This window comes from Enterovibrio coralii (genome assembly GCF_001559595.1).
GTDB lineage: Bacteria > Pseudomonadota > Gammaproteobacteria > Enterobacterales > Vibrionaceae > Enterovibrio > Enterovibrio coralii.
Genome location: NZ_LNTY01000004.1, coordinates 99,031 through 123,836, shown reverse-complemented (window position 1 = coordinate 123,836; position 24,806 = coordinate 99,031). Strand labels below are relative to the sequence as shown.

Sequence of the window (24,806 nt, the reverse complement as noted above, 5' to 3'; positions counted from 1 at the left end):
CACTTCATATATGCACAAAATGCATGTGATTTTTGCATTTTATTCACTTGTTTCATGCCATTGATATCTCTACATTACGCGCGTCTGTCATCCCAGAGGCCTATATGTTTTCACAATCTCTCGCAGCGCAGCTTGCTAGGTGGCTCCTGGTGCTGATTGTCACCCTGTTCTTTGTTCACAACTGCGCACCACTTAGAAGTGCGTTAAGTGAATATGCAGTTGACGGTGGATGTCATCAACGCCACTCCACACACCCGTCTGGACACATGGAAGCGCACTCGCCTTCTGTTGGCCAACATCAATAACACTCACGCTAAGGTAGTTTCATGAGTATTTTTAGATTCCCATTGCTGGTATGGCTGGGAATAGGCACTTTGATCATCAGCCTAGGGATCAGGCAATCGTTCGGTATCTTTATGATGCCAATCACTGACACCTTCCAATCGGGTCGTGAATTTTTCAGCCTTGCTATCGCCCTTCAAAACCTCATGTTTGGCGCGTTCCAACCTTTTATTGGCATGGCGGCTGACCGTTTCGGTGCAAAACGTATTATTGCGGCAGGTGGTGTGGCGTACGCATTGGGTCTGTACCTGACATCGATTGCAACCAGCACCGGCGTTCTTTACCTCTCAATGGGTATTTTGATTGGTCTGGGTCTCAGTGCGACAAGCTACGTGATTGTTTTGGGTGCGGTAGCAAAAGTGGTACCGGCAGAACACACTGCTAAGGCATTTGGTTTGACGACGGCAATGGGCTCATTTGGTATGTTCGCCGTTATCCCAGGCGCACAATCTTTGCTAGCAAACTATGACTGGCAGACAGCCATGCAAGTGTTTGCGATGGCATGTACCCTGATGATCGCTTTCTCTGTCTTCATGAAAACCTCGGCGAAAAATTCTACCGTGAGTGCTGTTGAAGACAACCAAACACTCAAAGAAGCATTACAAGAAGCATTCAAACACCCAGGTTACTGGCTGATCCACGCTGGCTTTTTTGTGTGTGGTTTCCAAGTGATGTTCATTGCCACTCACCTGCCTAGCTACATTTCAGACAAAGGCCTACCGGGCGGTGTTGCTGCAATGGCTCTGGCTTATGTGGGCATTTTCAACATCTTTGGTTCGTACTTCTGGGGCCTGATGGGCGACCGATTCAACAAACGTATCGTCATGACAAGTTTGTACATGATGCGCGCCGTTGTGTTGGCCTTATTTGTGATGCTGCCACTGACAACAGAATCCGCAACCATCTTTGGTGCGGCAATAGGTTTCTGTTGGTTGGGTACTGTGCCACTAACATCCGGTTTGGTTCGCCAGATCTTTGGCCCTCGTTACATGTCTACCCTTTACGGCTTGGTGTTCTTCACTCACCAAATTGGTAGCTTTATTGGTGCGTGGGTCGGTGGTCGTGTGTTCGACTACTACGGTTCTTACGAGCCTATCTGGTGGGCGTCTGTGGTACTTGCTGTTGCAGCGGCGCTGCTTCATTTACCAATTAATGACAAACCACTTGTTCGCACAGCCGCACCGGTTGCAGCATAATCTTTTAAAACAGGCACTTCGGTGCCTGTTTCTTATTAAACCACTCAGTAAAGCCTCATAAACCGTACGAAGCTCCGCAAATAGCATAGATATCCTTAAAAGTGCGCCAAAAAACTGTTTTTGTTCAAATTTTAAGCGTTAGATGCCTGTTAAGTTCAAATTGAATGCTAGCTTCTAAAGAAAGGACACGTTTCTCTCGGTATAGCAATCCTCAAAGGCTGGCGCTTATGGGAAAACTCACAACACTGATTTTGGACACATGCCGCGGCAAACCTGCGATAGGAATAAAGATCTCGCTATACCGTATAGATGAAAACGGCTTAGTGCCTTTGCTCACCACAGTTACCAATGAACAAGGCGAAACGGACGAGCCATTACTCGATTCTTCTGCACTCACCTCCGGCCAATATCAGCTCGTGTTGGAAACCGCTTCCTATTTTCGCTCCGTCAATGTGCCTCTCGACCCCATTCCTTTTTTTAACGAAATAGTGGTTCGGTTTGGTATTTCAGATCACAACCAAGACGTACACCTTCCGCTGTTTATCTCTCCCTACAGTTATTCCATTTTCCGCGGAAATTAAAAAGGCCAGCCCGAAGGCCGGCAAACATTGGCAAATGATCACTCAAAAAGGACGGGATAAGCTTGCGTATAAATCCAATCCGTTTCTTTCGCTGGAACATGACAACCTAAACAATCGGTTTGGTAATTTGTTGAGGCATTGGTTGAGAGCTCTCCCGGCTTAAACAATGCCCATCCCCAACCATCTCCCCAGATTTTACTGTCTGAGAACCGATTCTCGCTGTCTTTTATCATCACAAACCATTGCTTGAGTTCTGCAGTTTCATAACTCACGCCTGTACCTGTGGTGAAATCACCCGTCGCGTGAGCACGAAGCTCTTTAACAATGGTGGCACCATCGGGAAACTGACCATTTTTTCTGAAAGCTTCCACGGAAGCTGGCTCGGTATACACGCCGTGAAAACCACTTGCTCCACCCGCAGGTACAAACCAAGAACCGAGGTGCATCATTTTGTCTCGAAAGTTTTCGGGAAAGCTGATTTCTCCGTTGGCGGTGACATATGGTGAAAAAGCCGCTTCTTCCGCGGTCGCACTGAATACAACCAATGAACTCAACGCAGCATATTTAAAGATTCTGTTCATGCTACTTCTCCTACTTCAACGATGATGTGAAGCCGCCTGTTGCGACCTGCCCTGTCCCTTTGCCTGCACGAAGCACGGGGTAGTATTGTGTGAACACAAAGTCATCGGCTGCCGCTGCTTGGTGGCATGCATTGCACGCTGCCGCAGCAAATGCCTTTGCCGTATCCGTTAAAGCAGCATGATCGGGTGTTGAAAAGCTGTAATACGACCAGTTGCCAGGCTCGTTAGGGTTGTGCTTTTTACTCTTGATGGTTGCTTCAAGGCCAATGAACTCACCTTGAAAATAGCCGTTACCGCTGACCGCCGTTTTGCTGCCAACACTCACCAATTCTTTGATAATGATGGTGCCATCGCGAAACTCGCCCTTGTCTTTCCAATAGGCCCAGCTCTCCGGGTCGATATAGACATTGTGATGCTCGGGAAACGCGGCTTTGCCGTTGTTCATATCATTGGGCGTGACAGGCGTACCCACGTAAACCCACTCTCGATAGCCCGTCGGTCTTTGTAATTCGCCGTCTTGGATGGTGAAGTATTCTTCCGCATTTGCTTTCATTGCCAGTAGGCCGACACCGACAAAAGCCAGAGAAAGAAACATCCTTGAGTGTTCGGGTTTCGACATTGCTTTTTTAACTTCCATTTTCTCACCTCGCTTACAGTTAAACGCTCAACTATCCAGCGTTTGGCCTGAGTCTAGGCTACAGTGAAGGCAAGAGTTATCGCCCTAAGGCTCACATCAGTGCCCCAAAGAATCAAACATCAACAAACGTTCAATTTGCTCGCCGATATCCTTGAAACCCTTAAGTTTCGCGGCACCATTTTCTTCAGCTCTGCGCTCAGTGCACCTTGGGGCATATCCCTCGATAAATTGGGTTATCCCCGCTTTCACATCACCTTGCATGGTGAGTGCTATGTAGCACCAAAGCGGAAACGTTTTTGAAAGCCAAAGAGATGGATATCTTTCTACTGCCTAACGGTGACGCACACTGGATTGCAGATGACCCCAACAACAAAAAAACGCCCAGTGAACGCGCGGTAAATGCCTGTGAGCTTGGTTCTCCGTTGTTCCAGCAAGGGCCCACAACCCACAAACTCATCTGTGGCATGGTGCAATTTGATGAAGGCCTGACGCACCCAATATTGGATGCCCTTCCCAGCCTTATCCATGTCGAAGGTATTAAGCATGACAGTGCAATCTGGCGATTGGTGGAACTGATTGACGCAGAAATTCGAGAAGCCGAGAGCATCCACAGCCCTGTTGCTGACCGACTCACTGAAGTCCTTTTTTTAAAGCTTTTGCAGTTTCATATTGATGAACACCATGAAACCTTCGGTTTTTTGCGTGCCATCCGTGACAAACGCATTCATCAAGCCCTATCGCTGTTACATGAAAACCCGGCAAGAGAGTGGACGTTAGAAGAGCTGGGCAAGGAAATTGGGATGTCCAAGGCCACCTTGGTCAGGCACTTCCAAGATGCGGTCGGCATGGCGCCCATGGCGTACCTAAACCACTGGCGCAGACTTAAAGCTTATAACGCATTGCGATACACCAATGATTCAATGGATAAGATCGCAGTATCGCTAGGGTTCACGTCTGGACGCACTTTAAGCCGCGCTTTAGTGAGGGAGTTAGGCATGTCGCCTGCAGAGATCCGAAACCTGTCCGGTAAAGACGCTTAATAGTCGCTTATCTAAGCACGGAATGCCTAGACGTTAAGGAGAGAACAATGTGGATTGTCATAGGCTTTATACTGCTGCTTGTCGTTATCTACGCTCTAACACCCAACCGAGTTCTGTTTCAAAATGCGGTGAAAACAGAGCGCAGAATCGCCAAACTCTCCAGAAAAAGTGTCACGATATCCGATGGCGAGATGGTGTATTTGGAAGGTGGTTCAGGCACGCCATTGTTGCTTCTTCACGGGTTTGGTGCTGATAAAGACAACTGGGTGAGAATGGCGAAACACCTGACATCGCAATATCATGTTATTGCACCAGACTTACCGGGGTTTGGTGAAAGCCTCAGAGACGATAACCTCGACTACGACGTATCACCGCAAGTCGCACGCTTGCACCAATTTGTCGAAGTGCTGAACCTTTCGAAATGTCATATCGCTGGCAATTCAATGGGAAGTTATTTGGCTGGTAATTTTGCCTCCACTCACCCTGATAAGGTGGTAACGGTGTGTTTGCTCAATCCACTGGGTGTAGCAACCTCGCCTGACAGCGAGATGTTTGCGCTGCTTCGAAAGCGTGAAAGACCGACGGTATTAGTGGCCGACGACAAGCAATACAGAGAATTACTGGACTTTGCATTCTTCAAACCGCCGTTTATTCCCGGTTTTGTGGTTGAAGAACTGGCAATACAAGCAAAGGATAGCTTTCCTCTTCACGAGAAAATCTTTCAGGACATCCACCATATGTCCGAAGGTCAACCGCACTTTAGCCAACCACTAGAGCAGACCCTCACGACGTTGACTGCCCCCACGCTGATTATCTGGGGCGATCACGACAGGATCTTACACCCTGCTGGGGCAGAGATTCTTCAAGGTGCAATGCCCGATGCTAAATCCGTGGTTCTGAAAAATATGGGGCATTTGCCAATGATAGAAGCCCCCTCAGCCACTGCGAGGCTAATTCTGGATTTCATTCAGAACGAGAAACCCTAGCTTTTTTCTATTTCGCTCTTCTTAGCTTTAGAAGTGGCACCTTTATTCACTGAGCTTAGCGTGAAATGAGAGAAAAGCATCATCTTTCATGAATGCGAACACTGTGTGAATTGCGAGAGTTTCTGTGCATCACTCTTTGCCCAGCAAGTGTTTGATGCCTGCGGGTGATAACCTGTTTCACCAACAGCTCTGTTTATTTTGATTGCAGACTTCTTTTTTCCCTAAATCGCCAAAAGCCGACACATCAACACGTAATCTTCCCGCCGAAATTACGGCGTAGTGTCTGTCAGTTTTGGAAAATGTCAGCTTAACTTCAAGGATATGAAACCGAGTATTTTTCTGCGCATAAGGCCGATCCTATTTACGATTTTCGGCTTCGCCATCAGTCACAACCTGTTTTTCATCATGCTGCCAATTCGCATGAAGGAAGACGGGTACCCAACGGCAGATATCGGTTTGGCCATGAGTATGTTCGCGGTAGGTGCCATTTGTGCAGGTCTCTTCGGTTCTCGCGCTGTGCTCCGTGCCGGTCATATTCGAGCATTCGCGTCGATGGCCGCGACGTTATCCATTGTTTCAGTGCTGCACAGCTATAACACCGATATCCTTATCACCGCCCTTCTGCGCATGATCGCGGGTTTTTGCTATGTGACATCGTTTATCACGCTGGAGAGTTGGCTCAATGTATTGAGTGACAGAAGTAACCGCGGTCGCGTTTACGGCACTTACCAGATTTGCTTTGCCGTCGGTTTTGGCACAGCACCATTTCTGTTTAGTGCGTTCAATGAGCAAGATCCTCGCCTATTCGGCCTAATTTCGGTGTTCCTTTGCTTTTCACTCATCATCATGTCGATGAGCCGACTACCGGCACCAGAATTGCCCGCAAAAGCCACGCCCTTATCCATCAAACGTCTTTGGCAATATTCGCCATCGGGTACCGTTGCATGCTTTTGTGCTGGATTGATCAATGCTGCCAGCGTGTCCTTGATTTCCCTTTATGCATACAGCAAAGGGATTTCTGGCATTTGGTTGTCCCTCATTCTCGGTTCTTACCAAATGGGCGGATTGCTCACCCAGTTTCCGACTGGTTGGCTTGCTGACCGTTTTGATAAGCGATTGGTCGCGTCAGGGCTGATGTTTATGGGGATCATCAGCAACAGCCTCATCGTATTGGATAACTTCTATCCCTACCCGATTGAGCTTCTTGCTGTGCTGTTTTGGGTCTCAGGTGGCTCTGGTGTGGCGTTGTTTCCCCTCGCCGTCACGCAAGTGTTTGACCATATTGATCCGAAAGAGGCGATGCCAGCCACCAGCATGATGCAAATTTTGCTTGGAATCGGTGGGGTAATTGGGCCCATCGTCGCCAGTTTCTTGATGTCTGAATACAGTGTTGTGTGGCTCTATTACTACATCATCACGGTTCATATCTTTGTGTTCATCTTCTTGATGATACGTAAACTGTTCGTCCGAACCGAAACCTTGCCAGCAGCTACTTCCTTCAAGGTAAACGTGCAACCCATTCCTGGCGCGTCTGAACTCGACCCTATGGTGGATTTTAAAGACACAGAGAAAGCTAACCCCGAACTCAAGCTATTGATCGCGGCATTGGGGCTCAATCCCTCTAATCCTGGGCTGTTGTTCAAACTGGCGTTGGAGGGGTCATCATTGAACGCGAACGACGTTGCCAAGAACATTGTCCTCGCCTATCCGAAGCGTTCTGGAGAGATGTTAAGGCACCTTATCGCACAGTTCCCGAAACGACGTTTGGAAGTCGCCTATTCACTGCATGACTTGTTTATTCTGAGGAAAGAGCGCATCAATGTGCTGTTAGAGGCTGCCTTGTTAGATGGCGCGACAGAAGAAGAGCGTGCGAAAATCACCGAACTGTTGGCAGAGATTGCCTATCAGTCCGGTGATGGAAAGAAAGCAGATGGAAGTGCTTAGCGACCGCGTCTTGGGCAAGACATCACGTTAAATTGCTTGTCGAAACAAATACCGAACTCGTGGCGTGTTTGATGCAGCCACGTATGCTTGAGTTCCGGGTTGTTTTCGCGCATCCAACGAACTGCACGTTTGGCGCTTAACTCCCCCGGTGGCACTTTAAATTGCTGGGCCAGCGACAGGCTTTATCGAAGTACTCTTCCGCCGAATCAAAGTCGCACGCACCGTGTTTTTCCCATTGACCTTGAAGCAACTTCGTACCCGGGCTCATGCAGAGATACGGCTTGATGGTATCAATCGGCAATGGCTTCAAATCACCTTTACAAAACCTCGGATGGCCTTTGTTGTTGCCCGTCTTATACGCTTTTTCAGATTCGCCCCACAAACCATGTATCACCCAACCAAAATCATTGTCTGACTCACATTGAAATTCGACACTGCCTTCACGCCCTTTGCGCTCCATGTATTCACAAAATCGAGGAGAATTTGAATACACCAATAGGAAGAAGTCAGTTGGCGTGTCTTTGTTTTGATAGTCGAGACGGTTGTCGTAACGGTAATTAAGTAAGGCACTGTCCACATCACAACTGGACGCAGAATAGTGTTCAGGGCTATTGGCAGACGCAACACCCGCGAAGGTCAGAATGGAAAGTAAACCAAATCCAAGTAAGGTTTTTAAAACTGAAGCCACGTTATCATCCTCAACGTTTGGGCTTTACCAAGCCGATAGACGATACGTTTCTAGGCTTGGGCATACAACATTGAGCGAAAGATAGCGTCAATATGCCCCAAAGTCACACGAATAAAGGTGAACTGACGAGATTTAGCGCAACTTTCTCAACGTCGCAGGGACAATGATTTTGTGGATAGGGCCAACGAAAAACATGTAGGCCTTACCAAACGTATTTTTTACATGCACAACGGAACTGGCCGTGATCACCGCTTTGTCACCTTTAGGTTCAAGGTGAAAAGACAACTTCACGTCCAAGTGTTTATCTCTGTCTTCCATGATGACTTCCGTCGAGGACTTGTAGATCATCTGAAAGATCCCGATTGATCGCCGACCTTGTATTCATTTGCTGACTTTTTTGGTGCGAAGTCTTCAAAACTCCCAAGATGCTTTAGCCCTAATCTTGAGACAATGGCATTCCTCATCTTCATGAGGTTGTTCACCCATTCAGGCGTGGTCGTCATGACTTTCAGGTAAATATCCATCGCGCTTTCACCCTGATAATCCACCACTTGTTGATAATTATCCGCAAAGTACGCGCCATCTACATAATCGTGTAATTCCGTGAAGTCTGGGATCCCTTGCATCATATTTCCCTCCTCGATGAGTCTTTGATTCGTCGTCTTCAAACACCCTAGCTAACCTCGCCACCCCAAACAATGACGATTCGTCATATTTAACATTTTGCGAACAGATTCATTCGAAAACGTTGCCAATATCTCAAACATCGCTCGCGAAAACTCTGACAAATTGGACAGCATATTGGGTGTTATTTAGACATGGGGAATTAATTTCAAAAGAGGTCAAATTAATGTTTGACTGGGTTTCACAATCCCTTTAATATCCGCGCCCAGCAAAAACGGTCACCCACACAGGCCGTGTTTTCAAAGGGTTAACACCCTTATGCCAGCTGATCCCGGTCAGTTGCTTTTCCTTTTTTTAATAAATAGGGAAACAACAAAAATTCTGGAATCGGCATGACCACGCAAACACACGCATCAAATTCTACGACCTGGCAAACCAAGGCAATTCTTAGCGTCGCATTTCTAATGGCGACCACGTCTGTAGGCCCTGGCTTCCTAACGCAAACCGCAGTATTTACCAATATCTACAAAGTCGACATGGCGTTTCCTGTATTCGCTTCCATGTTCATTACGTTCGGTATCGTAATGAACCTTTGGCGCATCGTCGGCGTGTCAGGCCTTCGCATTCAGGACATCGCAAACAAAATTGCACCGGGCGCGGGTTACTTCATTGGTGTTCTGTTGGCACTCGGTGCGGTTGCATTCAACTTCGGTAACGTAAGTGGCGCGGCACTGGGTATCAACGTACTGACGGGCGTAGACACTACCTGGGGCGCATTGTTCACGGGTGTGGTGGGCTGTTTGCTGTTTGTGGTACACAACGCGTCTAAGCGTATGGACCAAATGGCGCGCTACCTTGGCCTGTTCATGATTGTGCTTATTGCCTATGTTGCTATGACCAGCCTACCTCCAATGGGCGAAACGCTCGCCGCTGCTGTCATGCCAAGCGACATGGGCAGCCTACTTCTACCAACACTAACTATCGTTGGTGGTGCGGTTGGCGGTTACTACACTGGCGCACAGCGTCTGGTTGATATCGGTCTGCAAGGCAAAGAAAACGTTGGTTCCATTAAAACTGCTGCATGGGCAGGTATCTCAATCGCCGTTGTTATCCGTATTCTTCTGTTCTTGGCTGTATTCGGTGTAATCGCATCTGGCGCAGTACTGGATACGTCAAACCCAGCAGCAGATGCCTTCCGCCAAGGCGCAGGTGATGTTGGTTACTTCATCTTCGGTCTGGTGCTATTCGTTGCCTCAATCACGTCAGTGGTCGGTAACTCATACATGGCTATTTCTCTGATTAAAACCCTGTTCCCAGTTGTTGCACGCAATGAGAAAGCGTGGTGCTGCGGCTTCATCATCGTGACCAGCGTGGGTACCGTGATGATGAACATGCCTATTCTGCTTCTGATGCTAGCAGGTCTGGTAAACAGCATCATTCTTCCGGTTGTTCTGGCCTTCGTACTGGCAGCAACGCGTCGCAAAGACATCGTGGGTGATTACAAACACCCTGTGTACTTATCAGTAATTGGTGCACTGATTGTTGTGGTGATGGCGGCAGCAAGCCTGAGCAACGTTAACGGCTTCATTGCGAAATTTATTGGCTAATCTCTTTGGCTAAGCTTAATTGCTAATTCCTCAACGCCACAGCGTCACGCGCTGTGGCTTTTTTACATTTACCCTTTCCCACCTCTTCCCTTTCTAACTTGGCAAGCAATATGCAACCTCATTCCCTAGCTGCTGATTGAACGCTCAACAGCCGAAAATCAGGGAAAAGTCTCCATTTTGACTCTCAATTTGGGGGCGAAATGCAGAATGAGAAAACAGGACGTATTTCGGGAGTGGGTTATATGATGCGTTTACCGTTGTGGTTTAAGTACACATTTTCCGTGTTGGCGATAACCGTTGCACTCAGTTATCTCGCAGGAGAGCTGGTGCGAAGCTACGAAACAAAATACCTACAAGAGCGCATGGACTCACAAATTCGCGCCAATTTCTCCGCATTGACTGAAGCCCTTTCCGACGACGTACTTACCCAGCAAAGTGGTGCGCTCAATGCAAAGCTCGACCGGATGGCGAAGCACTACCCTGACCTTTGCTATATCTCTATCGTTTCCCAGAACGACACCGAAATTGGTCAATGGGGCGACCGCCCGCATGATGACAACCCCATGGCGTTAAACTTCAGCAACCTCGTTGAATACCAAGGCAGTGCCATCGGCACGATGCGTATATCGATGAGCAAAAAACAAATGATGGCGGACATAGCAACGCACGTAGAAGAAGTGCGCTTTTATACTGCTTGTTTGCTGTTAACGCTCGCCACATTAACCATGTTGGTTTCGCACTACCTTGTGCTCATGCCGATATCTCGCATCAACAAACGTTTGATGAATATGTCCTATACCGACGAGGTTTTGGACACCAAAAGTGACGAGCTTGTTAGGCTGAACAACGGCGTCAACATTTTAGAGAAGTACCTCAACCAACACCTCAAGCGCGAAGCCGAGCTTTTGGAAGCAAAGAAAAATGCAGAATCTGCAAACATTGCGAAGTCTCAGTTTATCGCGACGATGAGCCATGAAATTCGTACACCGATGAACGCTATCATGGGTGCACTCGACATATTGCAAGAGTCCGAAATCCCTGAGCATTGCCAACCTCTGGTCAACATGCTGATGATGCCGCTAACCTTTTACTCAGCCAGCTCAACGATGTGTTGGATTACTCCAAAATAGACATAGGCGCGTTAGATCTTCACGAAACAGAATTCGATGTCAGTGAGATGAGTAAAAACGTGCTGGCGTTGTTTGAAAGTTCAGCCAAGGAAAAAGGCATTACCTTGCTGTTTGATGACGAACTTAACCATCGATTCTACGCCACTTGCGACAAAGGCAAGCTTTCCCAGATCCTCACCAATCTGGTGTCCAACGCCATGAAATTCACTGAAGAAGGTGAAGTCGAAATTGTGTTGAGCCATGGATTCCCGAAAGGACTGAAGATTCAGGTCAGAGACTCGGGAGTCGGGATTGCGCCCGAGCACCGCAAAGTTATCTTTGAGCCCTTCACTCAAAAAGACAGCACCTTCTCTCGCATACACGGCGGCACCGGTATGGGGCTTGCCATTTCCCAGCGGCTGGTCGAACTGATGGGCGGTGAGTTAACTCTCAGCAGCCAAGTGGGCGATGGTAGCGAATTCACCGTCCTTCTGCCCTGTTGTATGCGTTTTCCCGAAGAGGTGGAATCCAAACCTGAGACCAAAAAGGCATATCGAACTGAATCCCCTATTGAGATCCTTATCGTGGAAGACAATCCTGCCAACCAACTTGTCGCTCGTACCATCCTGGAGTTATCTGGCTTCAAAGTCACCACTGCAAGTAACGGCAAAGAAGCCCTAGATTTGGTCCAGCAAAAACAATTTGCCTTGGTACTGATGGATCTTCAAATGCCGGAGATGGACGGATTTGAAGCCTGCAAAGAAATTCGAGAATTGAACGATCAGAGTAACGCGCTACCGATCCTCGCGATGACTGCAAACGTGAGCCAGCAGGACAGAGATCGTTGTAAACGCGTAGGCATGGACGACTTTATCGCTAAGCCTGTAAACCGCAGAACCATGCTCGACATGATTGATAATTGGATGGGAAAAAAACACGAAGTTTTTGACGCGTAATCGCAACTTGATTTGTGCGGCGACTATCTCGAGGTGCCGCACAAATCCTTTTTCCACTCTATAAGCAAGCACTTATACACCCTTTCATCACCTCTCGCTTTTCACGCTTTTATCCTTCGAAAAGTTGACCGTTCGGCCAGATATTACTAGGTTGAGTCTATACAGTATGCACGCCGCTCATCGACAAATTGCTGTTTTCTCGCCCCACTATTTGTCATGAAAAACGCATGTGATTGACATGCTTTCTACCTAACGTAGTTGTTAATTTTCGAGGGAGGTTGCCATGGAAGTATTCGTTCGTCGATTACCCAAAGTTGAACTACATCTGCACATTGAAGGCTCGCTAGAGCCAGAACTAATGTTTGAGATGGCTGCGCGCAACAACATCACCTTGCCCTACCAAACGGTGCAAGAAGCCAGAGACGCCTATCAGTTTGATGACCTTCAATCGTTTCTAGATATCTACTATCAAGGAGCAAACGTCCTTATCACCGAGCGTGATTTCTTCGATCTCACTTGGGCGTACTTGCTGCGCTGTAAAGCGGATAACGTTATTCACACTGAGATTTTCTTTGACCCACAAACGCACACAGCACGCGGCATCGCGTTCGATACCGTCATCAATGGCATTTATCACGCATTGCGTCAGGGCGAGAAAGAACTCGGCATTACCAGCAAGCTCATCATGTGTTTCTTAAGACATTTATCTGAAGAAGAAGCGTTCGAAACGCTGGCGCAAGCAGAACCTCATCTCAATCGGATTGTTGGCGTGGGCTTGGACTCGTCGGAAGTCGGGCATCCACCAGAGAAATTTCAGCGCGTATTCACCAAAGCACTGTCCATGGGACTCAAAACCGTGGCGCATGCTGGGGAAGAAGGTCCCGCGGAAAACATTTGGAATTCCATCTCTTTGTTGAACGTCAGCCGTATCGACCATGGTGTGCAATGTACACAAGATCCAGCATTGGTCGCTGAGTTAGCAAAAAACCGCATGCCACTGACCGTCTGTCCGCTTTCCAACATCAAATTGCGCGTATTCGACAGCATGGAAAATCACAATATTCTTAAGCTGTTAGATCAAGGGCTCTGTGTCACCGTAAACTCTGATGATCCTGCCTTTTTTGGTGGATACATGACCGATAATTTCCTTGCGCTGACCAGAGCACTTAATCCATCTAAAAAACAGTTGGTTATGCTCACGCGGAATGCGATAGAAGCCTCTTTCATCAGCGATGAAGAAGCACTTAACCTAAACAGTCAGCTTGACGAGTTTTGGCTACATCATGGTGACGACAGCTAGGACTACGTCGATCACCAAAACCTATTAGAAATGGCGCGCACGGCCTCAAATCGAGACTAAGCTTACAAAAGGGGAAAGTAGTCGAGCCTTTTGTACGTCAAAAGACGTTCCCGTAGTCAGGGGGCCGCTGTGCGTGTAGTAGATCTTCAACGAAAACTCGAAATACAGAGCTTCGCTTTTGATTGGCTAAAAAGCGCTGTATCCATGTTTGTGTGTCTTATATCCATCATCTGTATTTACCGACTTTTCCAGAATTACGACTGGGGACATCCCCTCACCAAGTTTTTGTGTTTCTCCGGTTTATTCGCATTGGTTTTGCTCCTCTACAAACACAGAGATCAAGAAGATCATGTTGGCCTTATAACGTTGAAGCTCGAGACTATTTTTGCGTTAGCTCTGCTGAGCCTCTTTTTATTCAAAATGCTCTCGACCTATCTTCCTTTCGCCACCTCCGCGCCGACCGTCGACATTGGTTACACCACCCAACACGCGGTGGAGTTATTGTTTCAACAAGGGCAAAACCCATATTTGGATCAAACCATAAATGTCAGACATGAACTGGCACCAGAACATCGCGGTTTTCACTACGGCCCCGGAATGCTTCTTGGTTATGCGCTGTCAGCTGCCATGCCTGATGGCGGATACAAGCTAACCAGCATTTTCTTCCTATCCGTCACGGCGGTTTCACTTTGCATGTTGTTAGCCCATAGCCTGAGAGACAAAGGAGAGTGGGAGTTCTACAGTGCATGTGCCATCGCAATGCTTTTGTTCTTCATGCCAGAAAGGCTGTGGCTTGAAGTCCTCAAAGTGGGTGCGAACGATATTTACCCTGTGGCACTTTTGCTTGCGGGGCTTGTTCTTGTTCAGCGAGAGCAATGGTTTTTGGCTGGAATCTTGATGGGTTTGTCCTTTGCGACAAAGTTTTCACCCGCAGCGTTTTTACTGGCGATGTTTTTGAGAAAAGATATCCGTCTGCACTTTCTCATTGGCTGCGCGCTTGGCACTGTGCCGCTGCTTGCGATGCTGGTCTGGGACTATCAAGGGCTGATTGAAAACGTGTTTATCTTAAGGTTTACCCTTAATTATGACGCCACGAGTTTGTATTCCATTACGCCGGACGTTTTGCATGTTCTCTTCCCTCTCGCCCAGCTCTCAGCATTGGGTTATTTGCTTGTCCGCAATTGGGATAAAAACTTGCCTGTTGAAGACGTTATCGTCTGCTTTACGCTGTTACTCATCATCATTGAAGTAACATTTAAAGAGATCCACGCCAATCACCTCATTTGGTTCTATCCCCTGATTGCATACATCGTCGCAGTGTATCGTCACAAGCTGTTCCCGAAAATATCACAATGACAGAGCGACCACCCGACGGACAAGGTTCTCTCGGGTGGCATTCGCACTTTTAACACCGAATCTTCCGCCTTTTCATCTAGTATCTTTATATGCGTTTAGTCCCCAACAAAGCGCGTAACATCCCTGTTGCAAATGAATATTTTTGCAGTGAGACTTGTGCTCTGGGTCAACATTATGAGATAACGTCGCCTCAATTTTTCGCGCTAAAGGAATTTTGTTTGGCAATGAATGCCGGCAAAGGCGCAAATTTCGCTCTTGGAAGAATATTAAAAATAAGGATCTCGCACATTAAGGAGGATGTGGAGATAGAAGAGGGTTTATGAATCAACTAATTTCTGTCGGCGCACTAGAATCCTTCCTCATCGCCATTTTTGTACTTTTTCTCGGCCATTTCATTAATGCCAGAGTTTCGATTCTAAAGAAATTTAACATCCCAGAACCTATCGTCGGTGGTTTGGTTGTTGCCAGTGGTATCACTGTTCTTCACTTAAACGGCATCGAACTGGAATTCCACTTACCGCTGCAACACACCTTTATGTTGATGTTTTTTGCAACGGTAGGCTTGGCTGCTAACTACACCCAGCTCATCAAAGGCGGGGCGAAGGTTTTCGTCTTTTTGGCGATTGCATCTGTCTACATCGTGCTGCAAAACGGTGTGGGTATTACGTTAGCCACGGCACTTGGCTTGGATCCATTGATGGGCTTGATTGCTGGCTCGATCACCTTGTCTGGCGGTCACGGTACAGGTGCGGCTTGGGCGCAAACGTTCCAAGATGTATACGGCATGCAGAATGTGCTGGAAATCGCCATGGCGTCTGCGACCTTCGGTTTAATCATGGGCGGCATCATTGGTAGCCCAGTTGCTCAACGTCTGGTTCAGCGATTCAACCTGAAATCGCAGTACGGGAATACCAATAACACGCACGAACAGTTCCCTGAGCTGGTTACCTACAACGAGAACGAGCAAGACAAAGTCACAGCAAAAAAAGTCATCGAAACGCTGTTTGTTCTGCTGATCTGTGTGACTGGTGCAAAGTACTTAGAACTGTGGGTTCGTAGCTTTGAAATCTCATGGCTCATGATCCCAGATTTCGTTTATGCACTGTTCATTGGTGTGGTGATCACCAACGCTTTAGAAGTGTCGAAAGTGAAGAAAATGGATGTCGAGACAGTCGATATCTTGGGTACGGTTTCGTTGGCCTTGTTCCTTGCAATGGCTTTGATGAGCCTGAAGCTTTGGAATATTCTGGATTTGGCGGTACCTTTCCTGATCATTCTAATGGTGCAATCGGTCATGCTGGCATTGTTCACCTACTTCGTGACATTCCGTGTCATGGGTAAAAACTACGATGCCGCGGTTATCGCAAGTGGTCACTGTGGATTCGGCTTAGGTGCAACACCTACTGCCGTGATGAACATGGGGTCGGTAGTGAACCGATTTGGCCCTTCTCCACAGGCCTTTATGGTCGTACCTATCGTTGGCGCGTTTTTCATTGATATCGTCAACTTGATTATCCTGCAAACCACGCTCACCATTATCGGCTAATCTAGCCGAATGACTCTGCGAGCAGACGCGAACGCGTCTGCTCTGCACTTCTCTTTGGTAGTTCCTGTCGCAATCTTTGGCATGTTTTTATTAAGGTTAAGAATATGCTTAAGGCAGAACGTAACACTCGACTGTGAATTAACATGCGCTCTTACGATATTTTTGCTCTAAAACACACTCGCTTGCTGTACATGCTGCGAGTTTCATTTGTTCTTGGCGTTATCCTTTTGGTAACGCGAATGTTCACCATTCCTTATGGTTATTGGGCTCTAATCACCGCCGTGACAATTCTGGGGGCCATACCCTTTGTTGGCGGTGTGCTCTCCAAGGCCAAGCAACGTGTCACAGGCACTGTTGTTGGAGCGGTGTTGGGCCTAGCCCTTTTCCTGATCCCGCCTGAATACCACTGGACGCACCATTTCGCCTTCTTCGGCATACTTATTGCTGCCATGTATTACACGCAAGAGAAATACGCGTACGCATCACTGATGGCAGCGATAACCATCGTTATCGTGGCAGGTGGCGGCCCAGCAGATTTCGCCGCGGCAGGATGGCGTATCTTCAACGTGCTGTGGGCGGCGATCCTGACCATCTTAGCGAGTATTTTCATCTTCCCGGCAAAAGCCACGGAGCGATTTATTTACCTGCTTGAGCAGTACCTCGTTGAATGCAGTCACTACTACGCCAAACACATTCAACACGCGCAGCAAGGCAAGTTTCCGCCCTCTCATGCAGAACGCCTCAACACCATTATTGAAACGCAGCAATCTCTCATTCCGCACATGATGGTGGAATCAGGCGTCAACAAAGCGGTACTTAAAGATATCCTTCTGATTGAAAAGCGGCTGTTTGCAGAACTGGAAGCCCTGCTGAGCACGCAATGGGAAACACAACAAGGTCAGGATGAAATCATGAGTATGGAAGGTCTGACGAAAGCGCAGAGCCAGCTTTCTGACAATTTTCAGGTGCTCGCACAGCAAGTATCTGAAAAGCGCGTGACGGAAGTCGACAGTATTGATGTAAAGCTTTTAAATTTAACCAAAGCACAATTGGCGCAGACCTCCAACGACATCAGTGATATCAGTTATTACGGTTACCTTTGGCTAAACCGCGAAATGGCGAGGCAGTTCATCGAACTGAGTAAAGTCAGTGCCGCGATGTTCAAACCCAGCTGAAACGCCGTAATCTCTTGCCCTGGCTCTAATTTCAATGCATTTGTGTTACCCAGGGCAAGCTACGATACGTAAGATGACAGAGCTTCTATTAGCTTTATCAGCAAAGGATCGTATTGTGGACAGCATTTATATCTCTTTTTCCCACTTAGAGTTTAAGCCAGTAGTAGAAAGGCTTATCACTGCACTAAATCAATCAACGCTTCTTCAACGCTGCCAGATCCGACCCTTTCATATCGCTGAGTTTGAGGCGTTTCGAAAAGCACCCATTGAGAACAGCCTTCATAGCGTGTCTCAGTCGAGCTATCTCCTAAATCTCCTAGGCAAAGATTTGGGTGAAACCGCATCAAACGGAAAAACACATCTCGAAAACGAGCTGCATACCGCGCTTGAACACGATCTTGAAACACTAACCTTTCTGATTGGTGATCATTTCGACTCGCCGCTCAGTGAAAGTATGTCGGGCTTTCTCGATAAGCTCCCAAAACAAGCTTTTATCCAGCGTATTCACGAATCCGAACCTGCTGACGCAGTCACTGCCATGGCGAAAGCGGTCGAGAAACACATCTTAGCTATGTTGTGTGATGATGATGTTTTGCCTACCTCTGCTGACGCATTATTTGAAGTTGCAGGTTACTCGCCATCAAGCCGCACAGAAGCAGATTCTGAGCAAACAGAACAACTCGCGAAAGTGTTCGACAAACCGAACCCATCCAACACGCAGAGCCCCATTGCCGCCTCTTTTGAACAACGTAAACGTTGGGCATTTGAAAGCTTGGCATTGAACCATGTTGAGGAAGCGACAAAGAACTTGGTGTTAGCAACAGAAGAGTTTGGTTCGGACTTCTTCAGTTGTTTCTGGCTTGGACGCATCTATGCGTTTCAATCAGACAATGCTGCATTGTGGGAAAATGCGACGACCCTTTCTAAACGTGCCTTGTCGACCTTAAAAGACGATGAGCATTTACTTAAAGCGTCATGTTTGACCCATATCGCCATTGCCCAATCCAAACAAGGTCTGTTCAATGAAGCCGCTAAACACTTCGACCAAGCCTACGGATACTGTGAATTCACTGAAATATTAGAACGTAAAGCCGAAATGCTGATAAACCAGCACGCAAAGGACAACCGCGAAGACACCAAACGTATCGCGCTAGAAGGCATTGCCGCGTTGCTTTCCACCAATATCAGTTACTACCAACAATTGGCTCGCCAATACGGAAACACAAACGCATCCGTGTTTAAAGATATCGAAAGCACGCTTCGTACTGAGCTTGATGATGTCATCCATTCTCTCACTCAAAATTACGATGACATTCAAGATTGGTCGGAAAACGTGCTCAACGTGAGCATTGATGAAAAGACGGCGGTTAATGATCAGCAAGACATCTTGCGTTCTCTCTACTTGGCGAATCAGCATGTTTGGCACAACTTCTTAGCACTTCGCCATGCTGGTTTTACCCTGCTTCAGTTCTACGATAGCCACACAAAACAGCGCGAAGATCTCGAAAAACACAGAGACAATCTAGAAAATGACTTGAAACTTGCCGGTGAGCTTACCGATGCACTTTCGTCTGCCATTGAGGAACGAAAAGCGGCCAATTCAAAAGAAAGCGGGCTGCAAACACGCGTCAACAAAGAGAAACGCAAAGTCATTTTCTTCGATATCTGTTTGCTTATCGCTCTCGTGGCGACGGCGTGGTGCTTTTATGCAAAACCTGAGTTTATTTGGTTCGCGGGTGGTGCAGCGATTGCTTTGCTCGTGCTTCGACTCTACGTTAAATCGCGCCACTCCTCAGCAAATGTTCGTCTGAAGGATTGCAAAGCAAGACGCCGAAACCTCAATGAAACCGTTGTCGAACTGGTTGAGCAAGCCTCTCACAAAATGGTTCTACCGCACATGCAGTCCATTATTGAGCGCTTGAAGTCAGCACCCAATTACGTCAACCAAGACGACCTCACTGCGACTAAGTCCGCATTGAAAGACTTCGTTGAAAACCAGAACAAAGCTGTCGATAGCAACTTGTCCGTTTGGCATATCAAATCCAAATCTCTCGCAACACTGATTAAAGATTGGGTGTTCAAGATCCGTGCTTTTGAGCGAATCGCTGCGGAATCAAAAACACTCGACCTCAATCGAAAGATCCACCAGCGATGGAGTACCCAATTTGACGAGCTGGCGGAAACAGAAGAGAGAGACCCAATGCGAGCCATCGCGCCTGTCGCACAGGATGCGCATACCTACCACGTGGAAGGGTCAGAGTTGAAAGCGTGGTTTGATGAAGAAGCACAAGGCAAAGAAATGTTAGGCTTCTGCGCGGAAGTCACGACTAAAAAACGTGAACTTACTGAGTCGGCACCAGTATAGGTTTGGCTCTAAAAAAGCCCGATTAATAACGGGCTTTTTCTTAAATGTACCGACACTCAATCCATGGTTGGCATCGTAAAGTGGCTGCTGTGGGTTTCCAGTCGCACACTTGCTGGCCATCGGCTAGTCACGGTTTTCATTCGAGTGTAGAAACGTACGCCATCGTTGCCGTGAACATTCAACGGCCCGAAGATCGAACGTTTCCAACCACCAAAACTATGAAATGCCATTGGCACCGGGATAGGCACATTTACCCCCACCATGCCTGCCAACACGTCTTCACTAAATTGTCGGGCGGTTTCACCATCACGGGTGAAAATGGCCGAACCATTGCCGTATTGGTGGTCGTTAATCAGCGTTAACGCACTCTCGTAATCAGGTACTCGCACGACAGACAAAACTGGGCCAAAGATTTCTTCCTGATAGATCGTCATGTCTGGCGTCACGTCATCAAACAATGTTGGCCCAACGAAGTAGCCGTTTTCATGGCCCGCTACCTGATAATCCCGACCATCCACGGCCAGTTTCGCGCCCTGTTCAACACCGGCGTTGATATACCCCAGAATTTTGTCTCTGTGCGCGGCAGTAATAACCGGTCCCATGTCGTTTTCTTTACCATCAACAATACCCGGCCCAACTCGCATTTCATGGATGCTTTTTGACAATGATGCCACCAGCTTGTCGGCAATTTCATCGCCAACTGCAACAACCACAGAAAGTGCCATACAGCGCTCACCCGCTGCACCAAATCCCGCACCTACGATGGCATCACTTGCCATATCTAAGTCCGCATCTGGCATCAAAATACAATGGTTTTTCGCACCGCCCAGTGCTTGGCAACGCTTACCATGCGCTGAGGCCGTGGTGTAAATGTACTCTGCAATAGGCGTTGAACCGACAAAACTCACCGCCTGAACTCTCGGGTCAGTAAGCAGGACATCGACTGCTTCTTTGTCGCCATTTACCACATTGAACACGCCATCTGGCAGCCCTGCTTCTTTTAGTAATTCAGCCATCATCAGCGCAAGCGACGGATCTTTTTCCGAGGGTTTCAGCACAAACGTATTGCCCGTTGCCAGTGCGATAGGGAACATCCACATCGGCACCATAGCTGGGAAGTTAAACGGCGTGATGCCTACACACACGCCCAAGGGCTGCATAATCGAATGACTGTCGACACCGGACCCTACATTAGCTGAACTCTCCCCTTTTTGAAGATGAGGAATACCACACGCGAATTCAACCACTTCCAAGCCTCGGGTCAATTCGCCGACCGCATCAGAATAAACTTTGCCGTGTTCATTACTGATCATTTTGGCCAGTTTGTCTTGGTTCTCCTCTAACAAGCTTTTGAATTTGAACATCACGCGGGCGCGTCTTAGTGGCGGCGTTTTCGCCCACGCTCGAAAAGCATTTTGCGCAGCTGAAATCGCGTGTTTTGCATCTTCGGGACTGCTCATTACAACTTGGCGCGTTTGCTCACCGGTTGCAGGGTTGTAGACGGGCGAGAAGCGTTCGCTGTTGCTTGACGTCACTTGCCCGTTGATAAAGTTTTGAATCGTTTCCATGGCTAGTTTTCCCTGTTCAGAACCCTTAGTTAGATCGCCAAAGCGTAATCAGCGAGAGAAAGTTCTCTTTCACCGCATTCACAAATTGGTCGTTATCCATTTGTCCTTGCATCCACTGTCTGCTTGGGTCACCAAAGATGGTTCTGCCCACGGCAAACCCTTTCACACGCTCGCTATCTTTCGCAGACGCAAATCCAGTTTGAAGCTCGCTGACAGGCGCATCCAATCCCAAGAGAACAACGCCTCGACAATGAGGGTCTTGAGCGTCAATAAGAGCATCCACCTGCTTCCACTCAAATTTGCTAAGTGGCGGCAACTTCCACCAATCAGGTTTGATGCCGATATCGTAAAGTCGCGCAATGCTCTGGATGTAATAGCTCTTTTCATCGTCTGTCGATGTCTGCGGCATCTCTTTCGGCAAAATCACTTCCACCAGCAGTTCGTTACCCGTTGCGCAGCATGCGTCATAAACTTCTCGCAGCAATGCTTCCTGACGCGCTCTCAGTTCGGTTTCGTCATCTGGGTGATAGAACATTAAACATTTGACGACTTGCTCTCTCGGCCAACTGGCGAGTTGAGTGCCAATGTTGCCATGCTCTAATTGCAGAGGACGTGAACCCGGTAGCTCAATTGGTCGACCTACCCAATAACGATTAGTGACAGTGTCACCAAATCCTGTGGCATCGTTTAGAATATCCATACCGAATGTCGAGTCACAGAGAATGCCAGCTTTCCCGGAAATCTCATTCTCTTGCACGACGTCTTGAACCGCTTGCCAGATGAGTTTCTTGAGATAAGGAATATGAGCGACATCGATACCCGCGTCGTTCGCCATTTCAACAAACTGAGCACGGTGGTCAAACGCTAAGACACACAGTTCAGGCCATTCCCTTTCTCGGGTCGTGACTCGATGAAGGTGGTTAAGCATGGTGTTCTGATCAGGTCGAGGGATTTCACTTTCATGCGCGAGATAATAGTCCAGCTCTTCTTTCGTGGGCATTGCAGGTGAGCAACCATGACGAGACACAACCAATGCCCCGCAAGCATTGGCATAGCGACAGCTTTTCTCCCAAGCTCGTCATTGATGTATCCGCGAAGCAGACCTGACATGAATGCATCACCCGCCCCTAGAACGTTCAACACTTCTACGCGAACACCGTGAACCGTAATGCCATCGTCGAGCGAGTCGCCAATTTCATGCTCAAACACGCTACAACCCAACGGCCCGCGCTTGCACACCAACGTCGCTTGGGTAAATTCACGCACTTTTCTGAGTGCCGAAACGGAGTCTTCTGAGCCACCCGCGATGTGAAATTCTTCTTCAGTGCCAACAATCAAATCAAACAAGCCAAGCACGTCCTGCAGGCTTTGCGTTACCGCAGCGGATTCGATATAACGCGTTTCTCCGTCACCAAGTGACGTAAGCCCCCACAGCACGGGACGATAGTCCACATCCAGTGCCGTTCTTACACCGTGCTTACGGGCGTATCTTAATGCTGTCAGCACCGCTTCTCGTGAGTTGGGGTTGGAAAGGTGTGTGCCTGTAATCGCAAGACACTTGGCAGAGGCGATATAAGATTCATCGATGTCTTCTGGAACAATGGCCTGATCGGCGCAGTTATCACGGTAGAAGATAAGCGGAAAGGTTTCTGAGTCTTTAATCCCTAACACAACCAGTGCGGTAAGACGATCTTTGTCAGTGATGATATTGCTGGTATCAACACCTACCCGTTCCAGTTCTTCGCGAACGAAACGCCCCATGTGCTCATCACCTACGCGTGCCAGCATGCCTGACTTCAATCCTTGACGCGCAGTTCCATGCGCGACATTGCCTGAGGAACCACCGAGATATTTGGCAAAAGTACGCATGTCTTCCAGGCGTGAGCCCACTTGCTCGCCATAAAAATCCACCGCGACACGCCCAAGGCAAATCACATCCAATGTCTTTTCCACGTTTCGCTCCCTGCTAGTGCTAACCGATGAAATGACCAAGTAGATGATTTAGTCATTCCAAACCTCGAACATAATGAAATATACGTTTCATTTAAGCCTAATCAAACCCTGCTCATTTCGCAACCAGTGAAATAAACATTTCATCACGGACGTAAGTTTGTGAAGAGTACTGACGCCCATCCAAAATAAAAAATGCAGCCCATTGGCTGCATCTTTCATTCGTCGTATTTCTCACTATTTCAGCTCGACGGTTTTGTGTTGCTGGAGTGATTCCAACGCCGCATCTGCCAACTCCAAGGCAAGCTCTCCATCAATCCCAGAGCATTGCGGTTCCGCTTTACCTTCAAGCACATCAACGAAATGCTGCCATTCATCGATGTAGGCCTCTTTGTAGCGTTCCAGAAAGAAGTTCTGAGGCTTGGCGCTGGAACAATGCTCATCTCCCCAATGCTCCACCAAGTGCTCGCGTACATTGCCTGCTTTGAGCATGCCTTTGCTGCCATGAAGCTCAATACGCTGATCATAACCATAACCAGAGCGACGACTGTTGATGATGTTCGCCATTGCGCCTGACGGGAAACGAAGAATCACGACAGCACTGTCGATGTCTCCCGCCTCGCCTATCGCCGGATCCACCAAACACGAACCATGTGCAGACACCGAAATTGGGTCTTCACCGAGGATGAAACGAGCCATGTCCAAATCGTGAATGGACATGTCTCTGAATATGCCGCCTGAAACACGGACATACTCTGCTGGCGGTGGTGACGGGTCACGCGAAGTAATAACAAGCGTCTCTGCCTTACCCACTGCACCGCTGTCAAAAAGCTCTCGTAGCGTGCGAAATTGAGGATCGTAGCGGCGATTAAAGCCAACCAGTAGTTTCACACCGGCGTTGTCGACCACCTCTAAACAGGCTGCAACGCGCGACAAGCTGAGGTCGATAGGCTTTTCACAAAATATGGCTTTACCCGCTAATGCCGCTTGCTCAATAAGGTCAGCATGAGTATCCGTGGCAGAGCAAATACAAACCGCGTGGATATCCTTATCGGCCATTGCCTCATCCACACTCATCACCGTTGCGCCGTACTGATTGGCCAACTGCACAGCACCTTCGTGATAAGGGTCGATGACCGCTTTAATCTGGGTATTTGGATGAGCGGCAATATTCACGGCGTGGACTTTTCCTATGCGTCCACAACCGAACAACGCGATATTAAACATGGCTTCTCCTTTGCTGATTTTTAGAATG

At 48.0% G+C, this 24,806-nt stretch carries 20 protein-coding genes and 2 pseudogenes; 15 read left to right on the top strand and 7 right to left on the bottom strand.

The genetic code is table 11. The features are described 5' to 3' along the window. Positions 1-104 precede the first annotated feature (104 nt). From ATN88_RS25395 to uraH, 3 genes are all read left to right on the top strand, one after another. A complete protein-coding gene (locus ATN88_RS25395; protein WP_083539384.1) occupies positions 105-305 on the top strand; it encodes a hypothetical protein in 201 nt (66 codons plus the stop codon). Positions 306-326: 21 nt separating this feature from the next. After that, positions 327-1,538, top strand: a complete 1,212-nt coding sequence (locus ATN88_RS00640) for an MFS transporter (RefSeq protein WP_067409891.1) — start codon at positions 327-329, stop codon at positions 1,536-1,538. Between the two features lie 227 nt (positions 1,539-1,765). Beyond that, positions 1,766-2,119: a hydroxyisourate hydrolase gene (uraH, locus tag ATN88_RS00635; RefSeq protein ID WP_067409888.1), complete on the top strand. Its 354-nt coding sequence runs from the start codon at positions 1,766-1,768 to the stop codon at positions 2,117-2,119. A 38-nt stretch (positions 2,120-2,157) separates the two neighbouring features. On the opposite strand, the gene ATN88_RS00630 is transcribed toward uraH, so the two are convergent. Beyond that, the gene (locus tag ATN88_RS00630) at positions 2,158-2,700 is read right to left on the bottom strand and encodes a cytochrome P460 family protein (RefSeq protein ID WP_067409885.1); all 543 of its coding nucleotides are present in this window, start codon (positions 2,698-2,700) and stop codon (positions 2,158-2,160) included. Positions 2,701-2,710: 10 nt separating this feature from the next. Next, on the bottom strand, positions 2,711-3,337 hold the full coding sequence (locus ATN88_RS00625; protein ID WP_083539380.1) for a cytochrome P460 family protein: 627 nt from the start codon (positions 3,335-3,337) through the stop codon (positions 2,711-2,713). 63 nt (positions 3,338-3,400) lie between these two features. Between ATN88_RS00625 and ATN88_RS28730 the strand changes: the two genes are divergently transcribed. The 4 genes from ATN88_RS28730 to ATN88_RS00610 all read left to right on the top strand — a co-directional run bounded on the left by ATN88_RS28730 (position 3,401) and on the right by ATN88_RS00610 (position 7,307). After that, positions 3,401-3,637 carry a cupin domain-containing protein gene (locus tag ATN88_RS28730; RefSeq protein ID WP_083539379.1) on the top strand — a complete coding sequence of 79 codons (237 nt, stop codon included), beginning with the start codon at positions 3,401-3,403 and terminating at the stop codon, positions 3,635-3,637. Further along, complete coding sequence (locus tag ATN88_RS28055; protein ID WP_269748082.1) at positions 3,634-4,377, top strand: AraC family transcriptional regulator; 744 nt, start codon at positions 3,634-3,636, stop codon at positions 4,375-4,377. Before ATN88_RS28730 ends, ATN88_RS28055 begins: the two co-directional genes overlap by 4 nt. A gap of 47 nt (positions 4,378-4,424) precedes the next feature. Further along, positions 4,425-5,363: an alpha/beta fold hydrolase gene (locus ATN88_RS00615; RefSeq protein WP_067409882.1), complete on the top strand. Its 939-nt coding sequence runs from the start codon at positions 4,425-4,427 to the stop codon at positions 5,361-5,363. A 321-nt stretch (positions 5,364-5,684) separates the two neighbouring features. Continuing rightward, positions 5,685-7,307 (top strand): MFS transporter, encoded by a 1,623-nt coding sequence (locus tag ATN88_RS00610; protein WP_067409880.1) that lies wholly within the window; start codon positions 5,685-5,687, stop codon positions 7,305-7,307. A 136-nt stretch (positions 7,308-7,443) separates the two neighbouring features. Here ATN88_RS00610 and ATN88_RS00605 read toward each other — a convergent pair whose 3' ends face one another. Both ATN88_RS00605 and ATN88_RS00600 read right to left on the bottom strand, forming a co-directional pair. Further along, positions 7,444-7,995 (bottom strand): ribonuclease T2 family protein, encoded by a 552-nt coding sequence (locus tag ATN88_RS00605; RefSeq protein WP_067409877.1) that lies wholly within the window; start codon positions 7,993-7,995, stop codon positions 7,444-7,446. Positions 7,996-8,127: 132 nt separating this feature from the next. After that, positions 8,128-8,621 (bottom strand): annotated as a pseudogene (locus tag ATN88_RS00600) (DUF2867 domain-containing protein). Between the two features lie 390 nt (positions 8,622-9,011). Here ATN88_RS00600 and ATN88_RS00595 point away from each other — a divergent pair. The 8 genes from ATN88_RS00595 to ATN88_RS00565 all read left to right on the top strand — a co-directional run bounded on the left by ATN88_RS00595 (position 9,012) and on the right by ATN88_RS00565 (position 20,033). After that, the gene (locus tag ATN88_RS00595; RefSeq protein WP_067409874.1) at positions 9,012-10,226 is read left to right on the top strand and encodes an NRAMP family divalent metal transporter; all 1,215 of its coding nucleotides are present in this window, start codon (positions 9,012-9,014) and stop codon (positions 10,224-10,226) included. A 242-nt stretch (positions 10,227-10,468) separates the two neighbouring features. Beyond that, entirely contained in the window at positions 10,469-11,356 is an 888-nt protein-coding gene (locus tag ATN88_RS26375) for a sensor histidine kinase (protein ID WP_232312651.1), read from the top strand. Further along, entirely contained in the window at positions 11,272-12,291 is a 1,020-nt protein-coding gene (locus tag ATN88_RS26370) for a response regulator (protein WP_232312650.1), read from the top strand. Before ATN88_RS26375 ends, ATN88_RS26370 begins: the two co-directional genes overlap by 85 nt. Before the next feature lie 283 nt (positions 12,292-12,574). Next, on the top strand, positions 12,575-13,591 hold the full coding sequence (locus ATN88_RS00585; protein WP_067409872.1) for an adenosine deaminase: 1,017 nt from the start codon (positions 12,575-12,577) through the stop codon (positions 13,589-13,591). A gap of 204 nt (positions 13,592-13,795) precedes the next feature. Next, positions 13,796-14,947 carry a glycosyltransferase family 87 protein gene (locus ATN88_RS00580; RefSeq protein WP_067409869.1) on the top strand — a complete coding sequence of 384 codons (1,152 nt, stop codon included), beginning with the start codon at positions 13,796-13,798 and terminating at the stop codon, positions 14,945-14,947. Positions 14,948-15,266: 319 nt separating this feature from the next. After that, a complete protein-coding gene (gene gltS / locus ATN88_RS00575) occupies positions 15,267-16,493 on the top strand; it encodes a sodium/glutamate symporter (RefSeq protein ID WP_067409867.1) in 1,227 nt (408 codons plus the stop codon). A 143-nt stretch (positions 16,494-16,636) separates the two neighbouring features. Next, a complete protein-coding gene (locus ATN88_RS00570) occupies positions 16,637-17,668 on the top strand; it encodes an FUSC family protein (protein ID WP_067409864.1) in 1,032 nt (343 codons plus the stop codon). A gap of 115 nt (positions 17,669-17,783) precedes the next feature. Beyond that, positions 17,784-20,033, top strand: coding sequence for a hypothetical protein (locus ATN88_RS00565; RefSeq protein ID WP_067409862.1), 2,250 nt, complete (start codon positions 17,784-17,786; stop codon positions 20,031-20,033). Between the two features lie 56 nt (positions 20,034-20,089). Here the strand turns inward: ATN88_RS00565 and ATN88_RS00560 are convergent, their stop codons facing one another. From ATN88_RS00560 to iolG, 3 genes and pseudogenes are all read right to left on the bottom strand, one after another. Continuing rightward, positions 20,090-21,601 carry a CoA-acylating methylmalonate-semialdehyde dehydrogenase gene (locus tag ATN88_RS00560; protein WP_067409859.1) on the bottom strand — a complete coding sequence of 504 codons (1,512 nt, stop codon included), beginning with the start codon at positions 21,599-21,601 and terminating at the stop codon, positions 20,090-20,092. Positions 21,602-21,626: 25 nt separating this feature from the next. Then, positions 21,627-23,554 (bottom strand): annotated as a pseudogene (locus tag ATN88_RS00555) (bifunctional 5-dehydro-2-deoxygluconokinase/5-dehydro-2-deoxyphosphogluconate aldolase). Positions 23,555-23,788: 234 nt separating this feature from the next. Beyond that, complete coding sequence (iolG, locus tag ATN88_RS00550) at positions 23,789-24,778, bottom strand: inositol 2-dehydrogenase (protein WP_067409857.1); 990 nt, start codon at positions 24,776-24,778, stop codon at positions 23,789-23,791. Between the last annotated feature and the right edge of the window lie 28 nt (positions 24,779-24,806).

What these genes read in the sequence shown, in the direction of transcription:
- ATN88_RS00570 (WP_067409864.1), top strand. Translation starts at nt 16,637, where the DNA reads ATGCGCTCTTACGATATTTTTGCTCTAAAACACACTCGCTTGCTGTAC.
- iolG (WP_067409857.1), bottom strand. Translation starts at nt 24,778, where the DNA reads ATGTTTAATATCGCGTTGTTCGGTTGTGGACGCATAGGAAAAGTCCAC.
- ATN88_RS00640 (WP_067409891.1), top strand. Translation starts at nt 327, where the DNA reads ATGAGTATTTTTAGATTCCCATTGCTGGTATGGCTGGGAATAGGCACT.
- ATN88_RS26375 (WP_232312651.1), top strand. Translation starts at nt 10,469, where the DNA reads ATGATGCGTTTACCGTTGTGGTTTAAGTACACATTTTCCGTGTTGGCG.
- ATN88_RS00610 (WP_067409880.1), top strand. Translation starts at nt 5,685, where the DNA reads ATGAAACCGAGTATTTTTCTGCGCATAAGGCCGATCCTATTTACGATT.
- ATN88_RS00595 (WP_067409874.1), top strand. Translation starts at nt 9,012, where the DNA reads ATGACCACGCAAACACACGCATCAAATTCTACGACCTGGCAAACCAAG.
- ATN88_RS00615 (WP_067409882.1), top strand. Translation starts at nt 4,425, where the DNA reads ATGTGGATTGTCATAGGCTTTATACTGCTGCTTGTCGTTATCTACGCT.
- ATN88_RS00580 (WP_067409869.1), top strand. Translation starts at nt 13,796, where the DNA reads ATGTTTGTGTGTCTTATATCCATCATCTGTATTTACCGACTTTTCCAG.
- ATN88_RS00625 (WP_083539380.1), bottom strand. Translation starts at nt 3,337, where the DNA reads ATGGAAGTTAAAAAAGCAATGTCGAAACCCGAACACTCAAGGATGTTT.
- ATN88_RS00630 (WP_067409885.1), bottom strand. Translation starts at nt 2,700, where the DNA reads ATGAACAGAATCTTTAAATATGCTGCGTTGAGTTCATTGGTTGTATTC.
- ATN88_RS00585 (WP_067409872.1), top strand. Translation starts at nt 12,575, where the DNA reads ATGGAAGTATTCGTTCGTCGATTACCCAAAGTTGAACTACATCTGCAC.
- ATN88_RS25395 (WP_083539384.1), top strand. Translation starts at nt 105, where the DNA reads ATGTTTTCACAATCTCTCGCAGCGCAGCTTGCTAGGTGGCTCCTGGTG.
- gltS (WP_067409867.1), top strand. Translation starts at nt 15,267, where the DNA reads ATGAATCAACTAATTTCTGTCGGCGCACTAGAATCCTTCCTCATCGCC.
- uraH (WP_067409888.1), top strand. Translation starts at nt 1,766, where the DNA reads ATGGGAAAACTCACAACACTGATTTTGGACACATGCCGCGGCAAACCT.
- ATN88_RS00560 (WP_067409859.1), bottom strand. Translation starts at nt 21,601, where the DNA reads ATGGAAACGATTCAAAACTTTATCAACGGGCAAGTGACGTCAAGCAAC.